The organism is Kitasatospora sp. NPDC059722, from assembly GCF_042733235.1.
GTDB lineage: Bacteria > Actinomycetota > Actinomycetes > Streptomycetales > Streptomycetaceae > Kitasatospora.
Window position 1 is genome coordinate 116,722 of sequence record NZ_JBHWGD010000008.1, and the last position, 19,542, is coordinate 136,263.

At 73.8% G+C, this 19,542-nt stretch carries 15 protein-coding genes; 10 read left to right on the top strand and 5 right to left on the bottom strand.

The features are described 5' to 3' along the window. Nucleotides 1-30: 30 nt before the first annotated feature. A complete protein-coding gene (locus tag ACFV4F_RS07420) occupies nt 31-1,689 on the bottom strand; it encodes an allantoin permease (protein ID WP_380500753.1) in 1,659 nt (552 codons plus the stop codon). A gap of 272 nt (nt 1,690-1,961) precedes the next feature. On the opposite strand from ACFV4F_RS07420, the gene ACFV4F_RS07425 reads away from it, so the two are divergent. The 10 genes from ACFV4F_RS07425 (at nt 1,962) to ACFV4F_RS07470 (ending at nt 15,319) form a co-directional block, all read left to right on the top strand. Further along, a complete protein-coding gene (locus ACFV4F_RS07425; protein WP_380500754.1) occupies nt 1,962-3,842 on the top strand; it encodes an ABC transporter ATP-binding protein in 1,881 nt (626 codons plus the stop codon). Further along, on the top strand, nt 3,839-5,668 hold the full coding sequence (locus ACFV4F_RS07430; RefSeq protein WP_380500755.1) for an ATP-binding cassette domain-containing protein: 1,830 nt from the start codon (nt 3,839-3,841) through the stop codon (nt 5,666-5,668). Before ACFV4F_RS07425 ends, ACFV4F_RS07430 begins: the two co-directional genes overlap by 4 nt. A 180-nt stretch (nt 5,669-5,848) precedes the next feature. Next, a complete protein-coding gene (locus ACFV4F_RS07435; protein WP_380500756.1) occupies nt 5,849-6,580 on the top strand; it encodes a FadR/GntR family transcriptional regulator in 732 nt (243 codons plus the stop codon). A gap of 34 nt (nt 6,581-6,614) precedes the next feature. Beyond that, entirely contained in the window at nt 6,615-7,493 is an 879-nt protein-coding gene (locus ACFV4F_RS07440) for an amidohydrolase family protein (protein WP_380500757.1), read from the top strand. Then, on the top strand, nt 7,490-8,779 hold the full coding sequence (gene larA, locus ACFV4F_RS07445) for a nickel-dependent lactate racemase (protein WP_380500758.1): 1,290 nt from the start codon (nt 7,490-7,492) through the stop codon (nt 8,777-8,779). Before ACFV4F_RS07440 ends, larA begins: the two co-directional genes overlap by 4 nt. Next, nucleotides 8,776-9,900: a glycerate kinase gene (locus ACFV4F_RS07450; protein ID WP_380500759.1), complete on the top strand. Its 1,125-nt coding sequence runs from the start codon at nt 8,776-8,778 to the stop codon at nt 9,898-9,900. The genes larA and ACFV4F_RS07450 overlap by 4 nt, the downstream gene beginning before the upstream one ends. Nucleotides 9,901-9,929: 29 nt before the next feature. Further along, on the top strand, nt 9,930-10,610 hold the full coding sequence (gene larB, locus ACFV4F_RS07455) for a nickel pincer cofactor biosynthesis protein LarB (RefSeq protein ID WP_380500760.1): 681 nt from the start codon (nt 9,930-9,932) through the stop codon (nt 10,608-10,610). Continuing rightward, on the top strand, nt 10,607-11,833 hold the full coding sequence (larC, locus tag ACFV4F_RS07460) for a nickel pincer cofactor biosynthesis protein LarC (protein ID WP_380500761.1): 1,227 nt from the start codon (nt 10,607-10,609) through the stop codon (nt 11,831-11,833). Before larB ends, larC begins: the two co-directional genes overlap by 4 nt. After that, entirely contained in the window at nt 11,830-12,693 is an 864-nt protein-coding gene (gene larE / locus ACFV4F_RS07465) for an ATP-dependent sacrificial sulfur transferase LarE (RefSeq protein WP_380500762.1), read from the top strand. The genes larC and larE overlap by 4 nt, the downstream gene beginning before the upstream one ends. A 1-nt stretch (nt 12,694) precedes the next feature. Next, nucleotides 12,695-15,319, top strand: coding sequence for a glycoside hydrolase N-terminal domain-containing protein (locus ACFV4F_RS07470; protein WP_380500763.1), 2,625 nt, complete (start codon nt 12,695-12,697; stop codon nt 15,317-15,319). On the opposite strand, the gene ACFV4F_RS07475 is transcribed toward ACFV4F_RS07470, so the two are convergent. From ACFV4F_RS07475 to ACFV4F_RS07490, 4 genes are all read right to left on the bottom strand, one after another. Next, nucleotides 15,316-15,801 (bottom strand): universal stress protein, encoded by a 486-nt coding sequence (locus ACFV4F_RS07475; RefSeq protein ID WP_380500764.1) that lies wholly within the window; start codon nt 15,799-15,801, stop codon nt 15,316-15,318. The genes ACFV4F_RS07470 and ACFV4F_RS07475 overlap by 4 nt on opposite strands. A 164-nt stretch (nt 15,802-15,965) precedes the next feature. Further along, a complete protein-coding gene (locus ACFV4F_RS07480; RefSeq protein ID WP_380500765.1) occupies nt 15,966-17,891 on the bottom strand; it encodes a zinc ribbon domain-containing protein in 1,926 nt (641 codons plus the stop codon). Then, nucleotides 17,888-18,133: a hypothetical protein gene (locus ACFV4F_RS07485; RefSeq protein ID WP_380500766.1), complete on the bottom strand. Its 246-nt coding sequence runs from the start codon at nt 18,131-18,133 to the stop codon at nt 17,888-17,890. The genes ACFV4F_RS07480 and ACFV4F_RS07485 overlap by 4 nt, the downstream gene beginning before the upstream one ends. 136 nt (nt 18,134-18,269) lie before the next feature. Next, nucleotides 18,270-19,535, bottom strand: coding sequence for an SLC13 family permease (locus tag ACFV4F_RS07490; protein ID WP_380500820.1), 1,266 nt, complete (start codon nt 19,533-19,535; stop codon nt 18,270-18,272). Nucleotides 19,536-19,542 lie beyond the last annotated feature (7 nt).

The following is a 19,542-nucleotide window of genomic DNA, read 5'->3' on the forward strand; positions in this document are numbered from 1 at the left end:
TCAGGGTGGGCGGTCGCCGCTGTCCTCGGGTCAGCCGGCGATCGGCTGTGCGGGCAGCACGTGGTCGCCGCCCTTGTCGGTGCTCAGGCACAGCGAGCAGACGGCCGCTCCGTGGGTGGCGCAGGCGGCCAGGTCGGGGCGCTCGTAGGGCTGGTGGCAGACGTGGCAGTCGAGGGTGACGGCGCTGGGATTGCCCGCAGCGTCGAGCAGGGGCTCGTCGATTCCGTCGCCGGTGCGGCGCAGGTAGTACCTGCCCTTGGTGACGATCGCCATCAGCGGGGTGAGGGCGAAGGCGATGACGGCGGCGGCCACGGGCGAGTACGGCTGGAGGGTGTCGCCGAGGGCGTGGAAGTACATGGCGATCGACAGGCCCGAGGCGGCGACGAAGGCCACCGTGCCGACCGGGTTGACGGCGTACAGCATCCCGCGCCGGAACTCGGGCTGGAGCGGGGAGAGCTTCAGCAGGTACTTGTTGACGCCGATGTCGGTGGCGACGGTGACGACCCAGGCGATCGCGCAGTTCGAGTAGAAGCCCAGGATGCTGTTGAGGAAGCTGAACATGTCGGCTTCCATCAGGGCGAGCGCGAAGCCGAGGTTGACCAGGACGAAGACCATGCGGCCGGGGTAGTGCCTGGTGACGCGGGTGAAGGAGTTCGTCCAGGCCAGCGAGCCGGAGTAGGCGTTGGTGACGTTGATCTTGATCTGGCTGATCACGACGAGGGCCACCGCGAGCGGGATGACCAGCCAGGACGGCATCATCGCGTCGAAGGCGCCCTTGAACTGCCGGATCGGCTCCGGGGCGGCGGTGGCACCGACCCCGGCGATGATGTAGACGGCGAGGAAGACGCCGATGGCCTGCTTCAGGGCGCCGAGGACCACCCAGCCGGGACCGGCCATGATCACGGCGGTCCACCAACCGCGCTTGTTGGCCCCGGTCTTGGGCGGCATGAAGCGCAGGTAGTCGATCTGCTCGCCGATCTGCGCGATCAGGGACAGGCAGACACCGGCGCCGAGCAGGACGGAGGCGGGGTTGACGCCCCCCTCGCCGTCGGTGCCGGCGTAGGAGAGGAAACGGTCGACGGTACCGGGGTCGTCGGCGATCAGGTAGACCAGCGGGGCGATCATCAGCACCAGCCAGACCGGCGTCGTCCACACCTGGAGCTTGCTGAGCGCCTTCATGCCGAAGATCACCAGGGGGATCACCATCAGCGTGGAGACCGCGTAGCCCAGCCACAGCGGCAGCCCGAGGCCGAGCTTGAGGCCCTGGGCCATGATCGAGCCTTCGAGGGCGAAGAAGATGAAGGTGAAGCTCGCGAAGATGACGCTGGTCAGCACCGAGCCGTAGTAGCCGAAGCCGGAGCCGCGGGTGATCAGGTCGAGGTCGATGTTGTAGCGGGCTCCGTAGTAGGCGAGCGGGAAGCCGGTGACGAAGATGACCACTGCGGCCACCGCGATCGCGACGAGCGCGTTGCCGGTGCCGTGGGCCAGGCCGATGCCGGCGCCGATGGAGAAGTCGGCCATATAGGCGATGCCGCCGAGCGCGGTGGTCGCCACGACCATAGGGGTCCAGCGGCGGTAGCTGCGGGGTGCGAAGCGGAGGGTGTAGTCCTCCAGGGTCTCCTTCGTCGCCTGGCTCTTCTCGGCGTCGGGTGGTGTGGTCGTCGTCGGACGCGACTCGGTGGTGGTCATGGCCCGCCTTTCCGGGGTGCGGTGTGAGCGGACACGCTAGGAACCGCTTGTTTCCCCACGGGCCCGCGCGGTGTGAACGGCGCGTAACCGGATGCTCACCCGCGACACTGCGCCGTGGCCCGCCGACCGCTTCGAACTCTCCCAAGGTCACCCGGTCGCCGTAATCGCCTTCGGTTCATCGGTTATTCGACGATGCTTCGATAAATTCAACGGAATTCCGGTAGCTCATATACGAATTGACACACGGTCAGGATTCCTGCCAGATTTGGCGAATGTTCGAGTCGAAGCGCTTCGACGGTGCCATTCGTTCGAGGGCGTCCCGCATCGCCCTGCTCCTGCGTCCACTGCGTGACGCGCGGCCGCCGCTCCTGGCCGCACTGGTCGGGCTCCTCGTCGTCCAGGCGGCCCTCCCGGCCGCCACCGCCCTGGCCACCGCGGTCCTGGTGGCCAGGGTGCAGGGCCATCCGGGTGCGGACCTCTTCGACGCCGCCCTCGTCCCGCTCGCGGTCTTCGGTGCCGTCCTGCTGCTCGGGCACGTGATCGAGGCGCTGACCGCGCCGCTGGGGCAGCTCGCCGCCCTCCGCATCGACGGGGCCCACCGGGCCAGGGTCCTGCGGCTCACCACGGCGAGCCCCACGATCGAGGCGCTGGAAACGCCCGAGGTGCAGCAGCTGATCCGCCGCGCCCGCGCCCAGCCGGCCAACTGGACCGAGCGCACCCCCGCCGACGGCGCGCTGGGGCGCCTGCGCCGCCTCGCCTCGCTCCTCGGCCTGGCCGGCGCCTGCGCGGTGCTGGCGCAGTACGTGTGGTGGGCGGTGCCCGCCCTGCTGGTGCCCGGCGCGGTCAACCAGTACCTGCGCAACCGTCAGGCGGACGTCTTCACGACGGTGTGGCGCAAGGGAATCCCGCACGGCATGCGCGCCGAGGCCTGGCAGGACGCGCTCACCGCCGTCGGCCCCAGCATGGAGGTACGGGTCTTCGGCTTCGGCGACTGGATGGTCGAGCGCATCCAGCGGCACGTGCGGGCGATGTTCGACCCCGTCTGGGAGCTCTCCCGCCGACTGCTGCGCAACGAGTGGAGCCAGTTCGTGCTGGTCGGCGTTCCCCTGGTCGTCGTGTACCTCGCGGTGACCCGGGACGCGGCCCGCGGCGCGGTCGGCATCTCGGCCCTCACCGCGGTGCTGACCGCCTCCTGGTCGCTCGTGCAGTCGCTGGGCTACAGCGAGGACGTCCGCAACATCCGCGCCGCGACGGAGGGCATGCTGGCCTACCGCGAGCTGCGCGAGGCCCTTGGCCCGCAGGCCGTCGGTGCGGACGCCCTCCCCGTGCCCCGTACCGAGCGGCGCACCGCGCCACCACTGGTCACCTTCGAGGACGTGTCCTTCGCGTACCCGGGCACCGGGCGCACCGTGCTCGACGGCCTGGACCTGGAGATCAGGCCCGGCGAACTGCTGGCCGTGGTCGGGCTCAACGGCGCGGGCAAGTCGACCATGATCAAGCTGCTGTCCGGCCTCTACCGGCCCACCCGGGGCCGGATCACGGCCGACGGGATCGACATCGCCGAGCTGGGCGCCGCCGGCTGGCGCGAGCACGTCTCGGTCGTCTTCCAGGACTTCGTCAAGTACCAGCTGTCGGCCGCCGACAACGTCGCGCTCGGCCACGCCACCGTGCCCGTCGACCGGGTCGCCCTGGACGCCGCCGCGAAGGACTCCGGCTTCGACGCGGTGCTGGAACGGCTCCCCGACGGCTGGGACACCCCGCTCGCCCGCACTCGGACCGGCGGGGTCGACCTCTCCGGAGGCCAGTGGCAGCAAGCCGTCCTGGCACGCGCCCTGTACGCCGTGCACACCGGCGCCGACCTTCTGGTCCTCGACGAACCCACCGCGCACCTCGACGTCCGCACCGAGTTCGACGTCTTCCACCGCCTCGCCGAGCACCGTGGCGGCGCCAGTGTGGTGCTGATCTCCCACCGGCTGTCCACCGTCCGGCAGGCCGACCGGATCGTGCTCCTCGACGGCGGCCGGATCACCGAGTCCGGCACCCACGACGAACTCATGGCCCTCGGCGGCCGGTACGCCGGTCTCTTCACCATCCAGGCCGAGCGGTTCCGCCTCGGCTACGACGACCGCACGGACGAAAGCGAGCCCTCATGACCCTGGACCCGCAGGCCGAGTTCCGGGCGACCGCGCGCGACTACGCGGGGCTGGCCCGCGAACTGTTCGCCCTCTCCCACCGCCGCTCGCCGGGGCTGACGATCGCCGTCCTGCTCACCCAGGCGCTCTCCCTGGTGACGGTCGCCGCCACCGCGCTGACCCTGCGCGCGGCCATCAACGGCGCGATCGACCACGACACCGGCACCGCCGTCGCCGGGGCGGTCGGAGCCGCCGTCGTCTACGCCGCCACCGCCGCGCTCACCGACCTGGGCTACAACGTCAAGGGCCAGTTGGTGGACCGGGTGGCCGTGCTGGACCTGCCGGCCTCGATCCACCGGGACATCGCGCTGCTGGACGGACTGGAGCACGTCGAGCGCAGCGACTTCCTGGACCGGGTGACGATCGTCCTCGGCGCTCCCTGGGCCATCGTCAACGGCTTCTGGTCGGCGGTCACCGCCGTCTTCGGCGTGCTCCAACTCGGCGTTTCCCTGGTGCTGCTGGGCACGGTGAGCCCCTGGCTGCTGCTCCTGGTCCTGTTCGCCGCCGCCCCGCTCTGGTTCGACCGCCGGGGCCGGCGCCGCGTCAGCCGGGCCGAGACCGAGACGGCGGAGGCGGTCCGGCTCCAGAAGCACCTGTTCGACACCGCGTCGGAGGCGGCGGCCGCCAAGGAGATCCGGGTCGCGGGGGCCGGCGGCGAGCTGGCCCGCCGTCAGGCCGCCCTCTGGGAGGAGGCCGCCGGCCACCGGTTCCGGGCGCAACTCCACGCCGCCGCCTGGCGGGTGGGCGGCTGGACGCTCTTCACGGCCGCCTTCGTGGCCGCCCTGGCCGTCGTCATCCACCGCACCGCCCGCGGACACGGCTCACCCGGCGACGTCGTCCTCGCCATCACCGTCGCCTCCACCCTGAGGGGCTCGGTCGAGGCCGCCGTCGGCCGCACGACCGACTCCGTGGCCGCCCAGCGCTTCGTCGACCCCTACCTGTGGCTGCGCCGCTTCGTCGCCGACCGGCGCACGCACGGCTCCGGCGACCTCGCGACCCCGCCCCGGCTCACCGAGGGCATCGTCCTCGACCGGGTCAGCTACCGGTACCCCGGGACCGACCGGTTCGCCCTGGAGGACGTGAGCCTCACCATCCCGGCCGGGACGGTCGTCGCCGTCGTCGGCGAGTACGGCTCCGGCAAGACCACCCTGGTCAAGCTGCTCAACCGGTTCTACCGGCCGGACTCGGGCCGCATCACGGTCGACGGGGTGGACCTCGCCTCGTACGACGGCGCGGGCTGGCACGCCCGCACCAGCGCGGCGTTCCAGGACTTCGGCCGCTACCGCACCGTGTTCTCCGAGACCGTCGGCCTGGGCGACCTCCCGCACCTGGACGACCACAAGCGCGTCGCCGAGGCGCTTCACGAGGCGGAGGCCGCCGCCTTCGTCAGCCGGCTGCCCCAGGGCGTGAACACCCTGCTCGGCCGGGCCCTCGGCGGCGTGGACCTCTCCGAGGGGCAGTGGCAGAAGACCGCCCTGGCGCGGGCGACCATGCGCCGCGAGCCGCTGCTGTTCGTCCTGGACGAGCCCACGGCCTCCCTGGACGCCCCCAGCGAACAGGAGATCTTCCAGCGTCAGATGGCCCGGGCCCGGGAGCTCGCCGCACGCACCGGGGCGATCACGGTCATCGTCTCGCACCGGTTCTCGACCGTCACCGGCGCGGACCTCATCCTGGTACTCGACCGGGGACGCCTCGAAGAGATCGGCTCGCACCAGGAACTCCTGGCCCGGCAGGGGCGCTACGCCGAGCTCTACGGCATCCAGGCAACGGCCTACGCCGAATTGTGAGCTACCACGAGCGGCTCCTCCTTCGAGTCGATACATGGGATGTATCTCGGGTGAATGGCCATCCGAGATGGTCAGGGGAAGGGCCGACGGGCGGCATAGTGCCAGGCAGTATGCCGAGTTCAACGAAGGGAAGGCGTTGGATCTCTTCCGAGACATGGGATCACCTGATACGTTGACGCCGTGTCCCTGACTGACAAAGCCATCGCCCGCATCCGTCGGATGATCCAGGAGGGCGAGCTGGCCCCGGGTTCGAAGCTACCCCCGGAGCAGCAGCTCGCGGCCGAGCTCGGCCTGTCCCGGAACCTGATGCGCGAGGCGGTCAAGTCGCTTATCGTCGCCCGGGTCCTGGAGATCAGGCGCGGCGACGGCACCTACGTGACCAGCCTGGCGCCCGGTCTGCTGCTGGAAGGGCTCGGCGGCGCGGTGGAGCTGCTCCAGGGGGACACCGTCCTCGAACTCACCGAGGTGCGCAGGCTCTTCGAGCCCGTCGCCACCGCGCTGGCCGCCACCCGCATCACCGACGAGGACCTCGCCGAGGTGGAGCGTCACCTGGCGGCCATGCGGGACGCACGGGGCGACGTCGAGCTGCTGACCCGGCACGACGCCGCCTTCCACCGGGCGGTGATCCGGGCCACCGGGAACGAGACCCTGGCCACCCTGCTGGAGCACATCTCCGGGCGCACGCTGCGGGCCCGGGTCTGGCGCGGGCTGGCCGACGCCGACGCGGCCGGGCGGACCATCGCCGAGCACGAGGCGATCCTCGACGCCCTCGTCGCCCGCGACCCGAACCTCGCCCAGGCCGCCGCCCTGATGCACGTCAACACCACCGAACGCTGGCTGCGCGAGCACCTGGCCGAGGGGGAGGAGATCCCGGCGGCGACGAGACCGCAGCCGGACCCCCTCCGCACCTGACCGACCGTCAACCACCGACCGAGGAGCGATGCGCGTGAGAGTCGACGCGCACCACCACATATGGGAGTCGGGCCGGCGCCTGCACTCCTGGCTCGACGCGCCGGAGCTGGCCTCCATCCGGCGCGACTTCGGGCCGGCCGACCTGGCCCCCCGGGCCCGGGCGACCGGCATCGACCGCACCGTGCTGGTGCAGGTCCTGCCGGACGCCGCGGAGACCCGGGAGTTCCTCGCCCTGGCCGCCGCCGAACCGCTGATCGCGGGCGTCGTCGGCTGGGCCGACCTCACCGCGCCCGGGATCGCCGACACCCTCGCCGAACTGCGGCGAGGGCCGGGCGGCGACCGGCTCGTCGGCATCCGGCACCTGGTCCAGGGCGAACCCGACCCGGCCTGGCTCGCCCGCCCCGACGTCCGGCGCGGACTGCGCGCGGTCGGCGACGCCGGGCTCTGCTACGACCTGCTCGTCCGGGCCCACCAACTGCCCGCCGCCATCGACACGGTGCGCGCCCTGCCGGAGCAGCCGTTCGTCCTCGACCACCTCGCCAAACCGCCGATCGCGCGCGGAGACCTGGAACCCTGGGCCGGCCGCCTGCGCGAACTGGCGCGTGAACCCAACGTCTCCTGCAAGCTCTCCGGCCTGGTGACGGAGGCCGACCCGGCCGGCTGGACCGTCGCCGACCTGCGTCCCTACGCGGAGACCGCCCTCGACGCCTTCGGACCCGAGCGGGTCATGTTCGGCTCGGACTGGCCGGTCTGCCTGGTGGCCGCCTCCTACGAACAAGTCGTCCACACCGCCGACGAGTTGACGGAAGGCCTGGAAGCGCAAGAGCGTGCGCAGGTCTTCGGCGGCACGGCGGCCCGGATCTACGGGCTGGACGGACCGGCGCGGCCCGGCGACGGGGAGCCGCCGGCATGAAGGTCCGACTCGCCTACGGTGAGACCGGGCTCGACATCGACGTCGACCCGGCCGTCACCACCGTCGTGGAGCCGCTGCACCACCCCGGCGCCGCCGACGAGACGGCCGCGCTCCGCGCCGCGCTGCGCCGACCGGTCACCGGCCCGCCGCTGCGCGAGCGGGTCAGGCCCGGCCAGACGGTCGCCATCTCCGCCTGCGACGGCACCAGGCCCCAGCCGCGCCACCTGATGATCCCGGCCGTCCTGGCCGAACTCGACGGGATCGTCCGGCCCGAGGACGTGGTGATCCTGGTGGCCACCGGCACCCACCGCGGCAACGACCCGCACGAGCTGCGGCGGATGTTCGGCGACGAGGTGGCCGACCGGATCCGGATCGTCAACCACGACGCCCGCGACGACGCGGCGCTCGCATGGATGGGCCGCTGGGGCGACGACGTCCCGGTCCGGCTGAACCGCGAGTGGGTGGAGGCCGACGTCCGGATCACCACCGGTTTCGTCGAGCCGCACTTCTTCGCCGGCTTCTCCGGCGGCCCCAAACTGGTCGCCCCGGGCCTCGCGGGCCTGGAGACCGTGCTGGTCCTGCACGACGCCAAGCGCATCGGCGACCCCCGCGCGACCTGGGGCGTCACCCACGGCAACCCCGTCCACGACGACGTCCGCGCCATCGCGGCGGGCACCGGCGTCGACTTCGCGCTCGACGTCGTCCTCAACCGCGACCACCGCATCGTCGAGGCCTTCGGCGGCGACCTGCTGCCCATGCACGCCGCGGCCACCGCCGCCGCCCGCCGCATCGCGATGCGCCCGGTCGACCACCTCTTCGACGTCGTGGTCACCACCAACGCGGGACACCCGCTCGACCAGAACCTGTACCAGTCCGTCAAGGGCATGTCGGCCGCCCACACGGTGGTCAGGCCCGGCGGCCTCATCGTCTGCGCGGCCGAGTGCCGCGACGGCTTCCCCGACCACGGCTCCTACCGGGAGGTGCTCGCCTCGGCCCCCTCCCCGCAGGCCCTGCTCGCGGACATCGGGTCCAGGCCGCGGACCGTGCCCGACCAGTGGCAGGTGCAGGTCCAGGCCCGGATCCAGTCCTCCTGCCGGGTGGTGATGCACACCTCCCACCTCAGCGACGCCGACCTCGCGACCGCCCACCTGGAACAGACCGCCGACATCTCCGCGACGGTCGCCGAGGCACTCGCCGCCGCCGGCGCGGGCGCCCGCGCGTGCGTCCTGCCGGAAGGGCCCATGACGATCCCGTACCTGCGCAGCGGCGGAGCGTCGGCGCCATGACGCGAGGACAGGTCCTGCTGTGCCTGGACAAGTTCCGCGGCTCGGCCACCGCCGTGCAGGCGTGCCGCTGGCTCGCCGAGGGGATCCGGCAGGCGGCACCGGAGCTGAGCGTCCGCGAGGCACCGGTCGCCGACGGGGGCGAGGGGACGGCGGAGGCGTTCCTCGCGGCCGGCTTCGACGCGGTGCCGGTCCGGGTGAGCGGCCCGACGGGCGAGCCGGTCGACGCCCACCTGGCCGTCCGCGGCGACCGGGCGGTCGTCGAACTGGCCCAGGCCTCCGGCCTGCACCTGCTGCCCGAGGACGGGCACGCTCCGCTGACCGCGTCCACCTACGGCACGGGCGAACTGCTGCGCGCCGCACTGGACCTGGGCTGCCGGGAGATCGTCCTCGCCGTGGGCGGCAGCGCCACCACCGATGGCGGCGCAGGTCTGCTCCAGGCCCTGGGCGCGCGCGTCGTCGACGCCCGCGGCGCCGAACTCCCGCCCGGCGGCGCGGCCCTGGCCCACGCGCACCGGGTCGACCTCTCCGGCCTGGACCCCCGACTCCGCGGCGTCCGGCTCGTCCTGGCCTCCGACGTCGACAACCCGCTGCTCGGCGCCGACGGCGCGGCCGCCGTCTTCGCCCCGCAGAAGGGGGCCGACCCGGGCCAGGTCGCGGTACTCGAAGCCGGGCTCGCCCGCTTCGCACGGCTCGTCGCGGCGCGACTGGGAACGGACCCGTCCGACCGGCCGGGAGCCGGGGCGGCCGGCGGCGCCGGGTTCGCGGCGCTGGTCCTCGGCGCGAGCCGGCGCCCGGGCGTCGACGTGCTGCTGTCCGAGCTCGGCCTGGACGCCGCGCTGGCCTCGGCGAGCCTCGTCGTGGTGGGCGAGGGCTGCCTCGACGCGCAGAGCCTGCGCGGCAAGGCGCCGATCGGCGTGGCCGACCGGGCCCGCCGGGCCGGCGTCCCGGTCACCGCCGTCGCCGGACGCGTGGAGGTGTCGCCCGCCGAGCTCGCCGCCCACGGCATCACATCGGCCCACTCCCTCGCCGACTGGGCCGGCAGCCCCGCGACCGCGATGGCCGAGACGCGACGCCTGCTCCGGGAAACCGGCGCCGAGCTCGCCCGCCGGCACTCTTCCTGACCACAGCACCCCCCGAGGAGCAGAGCCGCATGCACCCCACCCGCGTCCACGACCTCGGCTTCGCCCAGGTGGACATCGGCCGCGAACAGCGCCAGGGACTGCCCGAGGTCGTCTACGGGCCCGGCAAGACGCCCGGCCAGATCCGCGCGATCGTCGCCGAACTGCTGCGCGACAACTCCGGCCCGGTCCTCGTCACCCGGGTGGACCCCGGGACCGCCGGGGAGGTCCTCGACCACCTGCCCGCGGGTTCGTACGACGCCACGGCCGGCCTGCTGGTCTGGCGCCCGGCCGGGACGAACGGCTTCGCGCTGACCGTCGTCTCCGCCGGGACCTCCGACTGGCCGGTGGCCGCGGAGGCCGCCGCCGTGGCCGAAGCCGTCGGACTGGCCGTCACCACCGTGCAGGACGTGGGCGTCGCGGGCCTCCAGCGCGTGCTCCGCGTCCAGGAGCAGCTGCGGGCGAGCGACGCGGTCGTCGTGGTGGCCGGCATGGAGGGCGCCCTCGCGAGCGTCGTGGGCGGCCTCGTCGGCTGCCCGGTGATCGCCGTGCCCGTCTCCACGGGCTACGGCGCGTCCCTCGCCGGTGTCACGGCCCTGCTGGCCATGAACGCCTCCTGCGCCGCCGGCATCACCGTGGTCAACATCGACTCGGGCTTCGGCGCGGCGATGGCCGCGCACCGGCTCGCCTGGGCGGGGAGCAGGCGCGCGTGATCTGCTGGATCAACCCGTTCACCGGCCTCGCCGGCGACATGCTCCTCGGCGCCCTGCTCGACGCCGGGGCACCGCTGGAGCAGGTGCGGGCCTCGATCGCCGCCACCGGCCTCACGGGCTGGGAGCTCCACGCCGAACGGGTCACCGTGCACGGGCTCACCGCCACCAGCGCCCGGGTGCGGGTGACGGACACCGCCACCGAGCGGCGCGCCGCCGAACTGCTGGAGCTGGCCGCCGCCGCGCGGCCCGAGCCGGTGGCCGCGCTCGCCACCGCGGCGCTCACCGCGATCGCCCGCGCCGAGGGCCGCCTGCACGGCACCGATCCCGGCGAGGTCCACCTGCACGAACTCGGCGGCCACGACGCCCTCGTGGACCTCGTCGGCGTCGCCGCGGCCCTCCACGCCCTGGGCGTGACGGAGGTGGTCTGCGCGCCGCTCCCGCTCGGCGTCGGCAGCGTCCACGCGGCGCACGGACTGCTGCCCTGCCCGGCCCCCGCCACGCTGGAACTGCTGTCCGGCGCGGTGGTGACCGGCACCGACCTGCGCGGGGAGACCGTCACACCGACCGGGGCCGCCCTGCTCCGCGCCGCCGGCGCCCGCTACGGCCCGCCGCCCACGATGACGCCGGTGGCGACCGGCTACGGCGCCGGCACCCGCGTCCTCGCCGACCGGCCGAACGTCGTCGCCGTCACGCTGGGCCGCCCGCTGCCCCCGTCCGGCGCGGAACCGGCAGGCGCGGTCGGGGCGGGCGGCGCCGCCGAGGCGGTCGAGACCGTGGTGACCCTGGAGACCAACCTCGACGACGTCACGGGCGAGACCCTCGCCCACACCATCGCGCGGGCCCTGGCCGAGGGCGCGCTCGACGCGTGGACGACGACGGCCGTGATGAAGAAGGGCCGCCCGGCGCACGTGCTCCACGTCCTCGCCCGGCCCGAGACCGCCGCGCACCTCCGGGAGCTGGTGCTCGCCGAGACGGGAACGCTCGGTGTCCGCCAGACCGTCCAGACCCGCGTCGCGGCCCCCCGGCGGACCGGCACCGTCGAGGTCGACGGCATGCCCGTCCGGGTCAAACAGGGCCCGTACGGGGCCAAGGCGGAGTACGACGACGCCGCGGCCGCCGCGCGGCGAACCGGCCTCCCGCTGCGCACCGTCGCCGACCGGGCGCGGCGGCTGGCCGAGCAGGACCACCCGGATCGATGGACGCAGGAGGACGGAACGCCGTGACCAGTGAATCCAGGGGCGGTGACGCCGTCGAGGAGAAGGCCGCCGCGCTGCTGTCGGCGGTGCGCGAAGCGGGGCCCGTCGCCGTCGCGTACTCCGGCGGCGTCGACTCCGCCCTCGTCCTCGCGGCCGCCGCCCGCGCGCTGGGGCGGGGCGGCGTGCTCGCCGTGACGGCCGTTTCGGAGAGCCTCGCCTCCGGCGAGCTCGCCGCGGCCCGAGCGCTGGCCGACACCCTCGGCGTGACACACCTGTCTCCCCGCACCGAGGAGCTGAACCGCCCCGGCTACCGCGCCAACGGGCAGGACCGCTGCTACTTCTGCAAGTCCGAGGTGCTCGACGTCATCGCCGCCGTCGCCCGCGAACACGGCTTCGACCAGGTCGCCACCGGCACCAACGCCGACGACGCGGCCGACCCCTTCCGGCCCGGCATCCGAGCCGGGCGGGAGCGCGGGATCCGCACGCCCCTGCTGGACGCCGGCCTCGGCAAGGCGGACGTACGCGCCGTCAGCCGCCTGTGGTCCCTCCCGACCTGGGACAAGCCGGCCACCCCCTGCCTGGCCAGCCGCATCCGCTACGGCATCCCCGTCACCGGCCACCGCCTGGCCCGCGTCGACCGCGCCGAACGGGCGGTGCGCGAGGCGCTCGCCGACGCCGGACTGCGCTCCGGGCAACTGCGCGTGCGCGACCTCGGCGACACCGTCCGGGTCGAACTCGACGCCGAAGTGGTCCCCGCCGCAGCGCGGTTGACCTCCCTGGCCGACGTGCTGGCCGCCGCCGGCTTCGGTGCGGCGCCGGTCGTGATCGACGGCTTCGCCTCCGGCCGGCTCAACCACGAGCGGCCGCCCGTCACCGAGGAGTCCTGAGATGCCCACCGGCCCGTCCGGACACCGGCCGCCGCAGAGCCGTCGCTACCGTCCCCTGAACACCTTCTTCCGGCCCGTCCACCCGGACGACGGACCCCGCCCCGCCCACGACCGGAAGGACGCCGCGCCGATGGACCCCGCGCCGATGGACCCCGCGCTGATGGACCCCGCGCTGATGGACACCGTGCCCACGGACACGCAGCACCCCGTCACGGATCCGCTCTGGTACCGGCGCCCCGCCGACGGCCTCCTGGAGGCGCTGCCGCTCGGCAACGGCCGCCTCGGCGCCATGACTTACGGAGGCGTGCGCACCGAGCGGATCGAGCTCAACGCGGACACCCTGTGGTCCGGCGGCCCCGGCCCCCGCGACCGGGCCGGCGCCGCCGACCACCTGCCCGCCCTGCGGGAGGCGGTGCGCGACCGCGACCACGCCGGCGCCCACGCGATCGCCACCGCCCACTTCCAGGGTCCCGACACCGAGGCCTACCAGCCGCTGGGCACCCTCCTGCTGACCTTCCCGTCGCTCGGCGAGGACGGCGAGGACGGCGAGGACGGCGAGGACGACGCGGCCGACTACCGGCGAGCCCTGGACCTCGACGAGGCCGTGCACACCGTGTCGTTCACGGCAGGAGGAGTCCGGTACCGGCGGGAGAGCTTCGTCTCCGCCCCGGCGGGCGTCCTGGCCGTCCGCCTCAGCGCGGACGCCCCCGGCGCCCTGACCTTCCGTACGAGCCTGACGACGCCCCACCCGGCCACGGCCACCTCCGCCGATGCGGTGGCCCTGTCGGTCCACGGGCGAGCCCCGGCGAGCGTCGCGAGCTGGCTCGGCCGCACGGACACCGTCTACCGGGACGACGAGGGCACCGGATTCGCCGCCGAGATACGCGTGCGGACGGTGAACGGAACCGCCCGCACCGCGGACGGCGGGATCGAGGTCACCGGTGCCGACGAGGCCGTGCTCCTGATCTCCGTCGGCACCGGGTACCACGACTGGCGGCAGCGGCCCGACGGCCCCGAGGCGGCACTCGCCGAGGCCCGCAAGTGGCTCGACGACGCCGGGGGACAGGACTTCCACACGCTGCGCGCCGCCCACGTGGCCGACCATCGGCGGCTCTTCGCCGCGGCCTCCCTCCGGCTCCCCGGCGCGGGGCCGGCGGCGGAGCTGCCGACCGACGAGCGCCTCGCCGCCGCCAACGCGGGCACCGCCGACCCGGGCCTCGCCGCCCAGCTGTTCGCCTACGGCCGCTACCTGCTCATCGCCTCCTCCCGGCCCGGGACCCAGCCCGCCAACCTCCAGGGCATCTGGAACACCTTCGTCACGCCGCCGTGGAACTGCGACTGGACGTCGAACATCAACCTCCAGATGAACTACTGGCCCGCCGAGACGACGGGTCTGTCCGAGTGCCACGAGCCGCTGTTCGACCTCGTCACGGACCTCGCCGAGTCCGGGCGCTCCACCGCGCGGGCGTACTACGACGCGCCGGGCTGGTGCTGCCACCACAACGTCGACATCTGGCGCGCCACCAACCCCGTGCTGGGGGAGCCGATGTGGTTCCACTGGCCCATGGCCGGGCCGTGGCTGGCCGCCCACCTGTGGGACCACCACCTCTTCCACGGGGACCGCGCCTTCCTCGCCGACCGCGCCTACCCCGTCATGCGGGAGGCCGCGCGCTTCCTCACCCACCTCCTCGTCGAGGACGTGGACGGCACGCTGGTGACCAGCCCGTCCACGTCGCCCGAGCACAGCTTCCGGCTCGCCGACGGCACCCTGGCCGCCGTCTCCGCCGGCTCCACGATGGACCACTGGCTCGCCGCCGAACTGCTCGACAACACCGTCGCCGCCGCCCGCGAACTCGGCGTCGACCACGACCTGGCGGAAGAACTGGCCCGGACCCGCGCCCGCCTGCGGCCCCCGTCCATCGCCGCCGACGGCCGCCTCCTGGAATGGCGGGACGACCTCCCCGACGAGGACCCGGGGCACCGTCACCTCTCCCACCTGTACGGCCTCTACCCGGGCAGTGCCGTCGACCCGCTCGCCGACGCCTCCCTGGTGGACGCGACGCGCCGCGCCCTGGACCGCCGGCTGGAACACGGCGGAGGCGGCACCGGCTGGAGCCTCGCCTGGGTGGCCGCGCTGGCCGCCCGCCTCGGCGACGGCCCCCTGGCCGGCCACGCCGTCGACCGCCTGCTCGCGACCTCCGTCGCGGCCAACCTCTTCGACCTGCACCCGCCGCAGCTGTTCCAGATCGACGGCAACTTCGGCATCACCGCCGCCATCGCCGAGACGCTCCTGCAGAGCCACAACGGCATCGTGCGGCTGCTGCCCGCCCTGCCGCCGTCCTGGCCGGACGGCGACGTCCACGGCCTGCGCGCGCGGGGCGGCATCACGGCCGGCCTGAGCTGGCGCCGGGGCGCGCTGACCGGCGCCGAGCTGCACGCCGTCCGGGACGCGACGGTCGACCTGTACCTGCCCGAGCGGACGGGCCGTCCGGTGGCGGCCGATCAGGAGGGTCGCGACGCCGCACTCGTCCCGGTTCCCGGAGACCCCCGGCGCTTCCGGCTCCACCTTCCGGCCGGCAGCCGCTGCCGGCTCGCCTTCCCCGGCCCGGCGGGCAGCCAGGGTTAGTGGTGGGGCGGGGGAGGGAGGGTGTCGGCGCCCGGGGCCGGCTCCGGCCAGACCAGCAGGACGGGACAGGGGGCGTGGTCGACGACGAAGCGGGTGGCCGGCCCGAGGCTGTGGGGTCCGAGGCGCGTGCGGTCACCGTCCCGGGCGAGGACGAGCAGCTCGGCCCCCTCCGCCGCGGCGACGACCTCGCGCTCGGTGCGGCCGCTGCGCTCCACCGGGGTGCAGGGCCGCCCCAGCCGCTCGGCCGCCGCGTCGAGGAGGTGCCGCCCCGAGGCGGCTGCCAGACCCTCCAGCCGGGTGCCGGGATCACGCTCGGGGTGCCCGCGCCCGAGCAGCCCGGCGAAGGCGCCGTGCGCGGCGCCGGGCACCTCCCGGCCGCTGACGTGGAGCAGGACGATCCCGGCGTCCCGCGGCGCGTGCGTCCGGGCGGCGTCGACGCAGGCGGGCCAGGTGCCGTCGGTGATCCAGACGACGACGGTCACGGTGTCAGCGTCTCAGATCAGCTGAGTGATCGTGTGATCCAGCGGTTGCGGGATCGGTTGGATCGTTTCCCATCGTGGAGGGGTGGCGTGGGCGTGCAGGTGGAAACCCGCGCCTTGTGCCGCCCCTCGCGGCTTGTGCCGGGTGGTGGGTGTGCTGATCGTGGTCACGTCCTGGTGCCGGTGGGCTGCGCGGGGCAGCCGGGTCCGGTCCGTTGGTGCGTGTCCCTCCGGACGCTGGCCGGGCCCGCCGGGAGGGCGGGGCGGGGTCGGCACCACACCACGCCGGGGCGTGGGGCGGGGGGTGGCGCTTGGTGCTTGTGTGGGGGGCGTCTCCCCACTTTCGGTGCGCTCACAGGGCGTTCCGCCCGGCCCGGGGAGGGAACCTCACGTCGCCTGGGCGTGAGGCGGTTGGTTCGCGGCCGGGTGGGACCGGTCTTCGACCGGTCCGTCCGGCTGGTCCTGGGGGTGGCCGTGATGACGGCCTTGGTCTCCATCGCATCCACGACGGCGCGGATCGTCATGGCGCCGGTGGCACGGTCGGTGACGGTCCTGGACTGGTGGGCGAGGCCGCGCGCGGCGATCCGCTGCCAGGCACCCTGGTCGCGGTCACCCTGCCATCGGCATTGCGGGTTGGGGCAGATCGCCCACTTCCAGCCGGAAGTGGTGGGCCGGTCAGGGGCTTTGCGGTGCCGCAGCGGGGTGAGGCAGTGCGGGCAGTGCCTGGAGGTGTTGCGTGGTGGCACGGTGACGACGGCGATCCCGGTTTCGGCCGCGAGGTGGCGGATGCGGTCGGCGATCTTGCCGCGTACGGTCTGGGAGAGGCGGGTGTTGTGGGTGCGGCCCATGCCGCCTGCTTCCATCGACCGCAGGTCTTCCACATAGATCACCCCCGCCCCGGCGGCGATGGCCTGGTCCACGGTCCAGCGGGCGGCTGACCAGGCCAGGGCGTCGTTGAGACTGGAGCGGCGTGCCGAGACGCGCCGGATCTCCTGCGTCAAAACGGCTGTCTTCCACTCCAATGCGGGGTCGGCGAACCGGGCGTACTGCTCGCTCTTGGTGTGCAGCCGCTCGGAGATCCGCCGCAATCGGTCCTGCTTGGCCAGGACACCGGCGGCCCGGAACTGCGCGCCCGCTCCGAGAGCGGTGATCGTCCCATCGGCGTGAAGCCGGGCCGCGCCCGCGCTGAGCAGGGTGTTCAGGCCCCAGTCCACACCGAGCGCCACCGTATGGCCGGTCCGCCGGGTCCTGGGTACGGGGCGGCTGTAAGCGAGATCAGCCCGGACCTTCCCACCGACAAGACGCAAGGTGGGCAGGTGAAGTACGGCGTTCGCCGGGACCGTGGGCGGCAGCGTGATCGGGCACGCCACCCACGACCAGTCCCTGTACGCCTGCGGGTCCGGCCGCGTGGGGAGCTGCAACCGCAGCAGCGCCTTCGTCGGCTCGGCCGGGGAGCGTTCGATGGCGGCCTGCTGGCCGTCGCACGCCGCGAGCAGCAGCATCCGCGCCACGCGGGGTGTCGGCTCCAGATCGAATACATCGGTCGGAAGACGTCCGTTCTTCCGCTCAAAGGCGGTGATCTGGCGTGTTCGGGAACGGATCACGCCGGATGGCAGGAACTCCCCACCCGGTATCGCAACTCGGACCTGCCCCCACTCCTCGTCGGTGCGCTTCTCCGGATCGACCGGCCAGGTGACCAGGATCCCGGCGACCACATCAGCGCGCCACTTCACCGAGCGCAGGGCCCGCCCCGCCTGCTCCTGGGCCATGCGCACGATCCGGTCGTTGACCTTCGCCGGCGAGGTCACAGTCCATCCGAGACGGCGCAGCGCCATCCAGGCGTTCGACGGGAGCACGCGGCCGCCGGCGTCCTGTCCGGAAGCCAAGGTGCCCACGTCCGGAGTGTTCCAGTGCCCGGCAATCAACTTGCCGGCCATGCCGGACACCAGGTCCAGGCACCAGCCGATCCGCTCCGCCAGCGTGGGAAGCGGGATGATCTCGCCGGTCTTCTCCTCTACGCCCAGGCGGATCACGGTGCGGGCGCACGCGGTGCGCGAGGTCTCGCCCTCGGCGAGCGGCAGCTTCCGGCTCACCCGGCGTCCTGCGGCTGCGGGCACGGCCCGGACTCCGCCGGCAGCCTGCGCCGTGCATCAGCCGACCGCATCCCGTACAACCGGTCCGCGAACGCAGAGACCAGAGAGACGAAGTCCTCCAGGAGCTCCTGCCGTCCGCCGGTCTTCTTCGGGTGCAGCACCTCCAAAGTGGCGCCGTGGCCGGCGAACAGGCGCTTGAGCCAGCCGACACCGAACCGGGCCGGCCTGTCCTCATGCGTCACCCGAACCGCCGTCACCGGGCTCTTCCCCGAATCCGCCACAACCGAAGCATCACCAGGTGAACACCCAAGCGGTCCGCGGCCTTCGGCTGCCGGAGACATTCCACACGGTCACCATAGGATTACTGAGGATGATCAATCAAATCCGTGCGCCTCCGATGGTCTGCAACGACCCCCACAGTGCCACCACGGCCAGCAGCAGCGCAGCGGGTACGACGAGCAGCCCGAGCCGGGTGAACTCGCCCAGGCCGATGTCGGTGTCGTGCTCGCGGACGATGCGCCGCCACAGCAGCGTGGCGAGGGACCCGGCGTAGGTGAGGTTGGGGCCGATGTTCACCCCGAGCAGCACGGCCAGCACCGCGCCGGGCCCTGCCGGGGCCGCCAGCGGCAACAGGACGAGGGTGGCGGGCAGGTTGTTGATGACGTTCGCCAGGACCGCCGCCAGCGCCGCCGTGCCGAGCAGCGCGGGCAGCGCGGTGCCCTGCGGGACGAGGTGCCCGAGCGCGGAGGCGAGCCCGTTGTCGACCACGGCCCGCACCACGACGCCGAGCGCCAGCACGAAGGCCAGGAACGGCACCGCGGCCGAGCGCACGACCGCGACCGGGGTGGTGCGCCGCCGGACCAGCGCGCGGACGGCGAGCACGAGGGCACCGGCCAGGGCCGCCCACGCCGGGTCGAGCCCGAGCACGGAGGTGAGGATGAACCCGCCCAGCGTGCCGATGACGGTGGCGAGGGCGAACAGCGGCATCTCCGGCGGCGCGAGGTCGGCCGGGGCCGGGGCGCCCGCGTCCAGGTCGGCGGCGAAGAACCGGCGCAGCACCGCGTACTCGACGGCGATGGCCGCCAGCCACGGCAGCGTCATCAGGGCGGCGAAGCGGGTGAAGCTCAGCCCGCTGGCGGCGAAGGCCAGCAGGTTGGTCAGGTTGGAGACCGGCAGCAGGAGCGAGGCTGTGTTCGACAGGTGCGTGCAGGCGTAGACGTGCGGCTTGGGCCGGGCGCCGAGCCGCGCCGCGGTGGCGAACACCACCGGGGTGAGCAGCACCACGGTGGCATCCAGGCTGAGCACGGCCGTGATCACCGAGGCGACCACGAACACCTGCGCCAGCAGCCGGCGCGGCCGCCCGGCGGCGGTGCGGGCCATCCAGGCCCCGCAGGCGTGGAACAGGCCCTCGTCGTCGCAGAGCTGGGCCAGCACGAGCACGGCCGCCAGGAAGCCGACCACCGGCCCGAGCCGCTGCACCTCGGCCAGGGCGTCCGACGGCGAGATCGCGCCGACGGCGACCACCAGCCCCGCCGCCGGCACGGCGACCACCGCCTCCGGCCACCCCCAGGGCCGCACCACCGCGCAGACCAGGACCAGGATCAGCAGGCCGACGGACAACGCCTCGGCGAACGACGTACTCAGGGTCTTG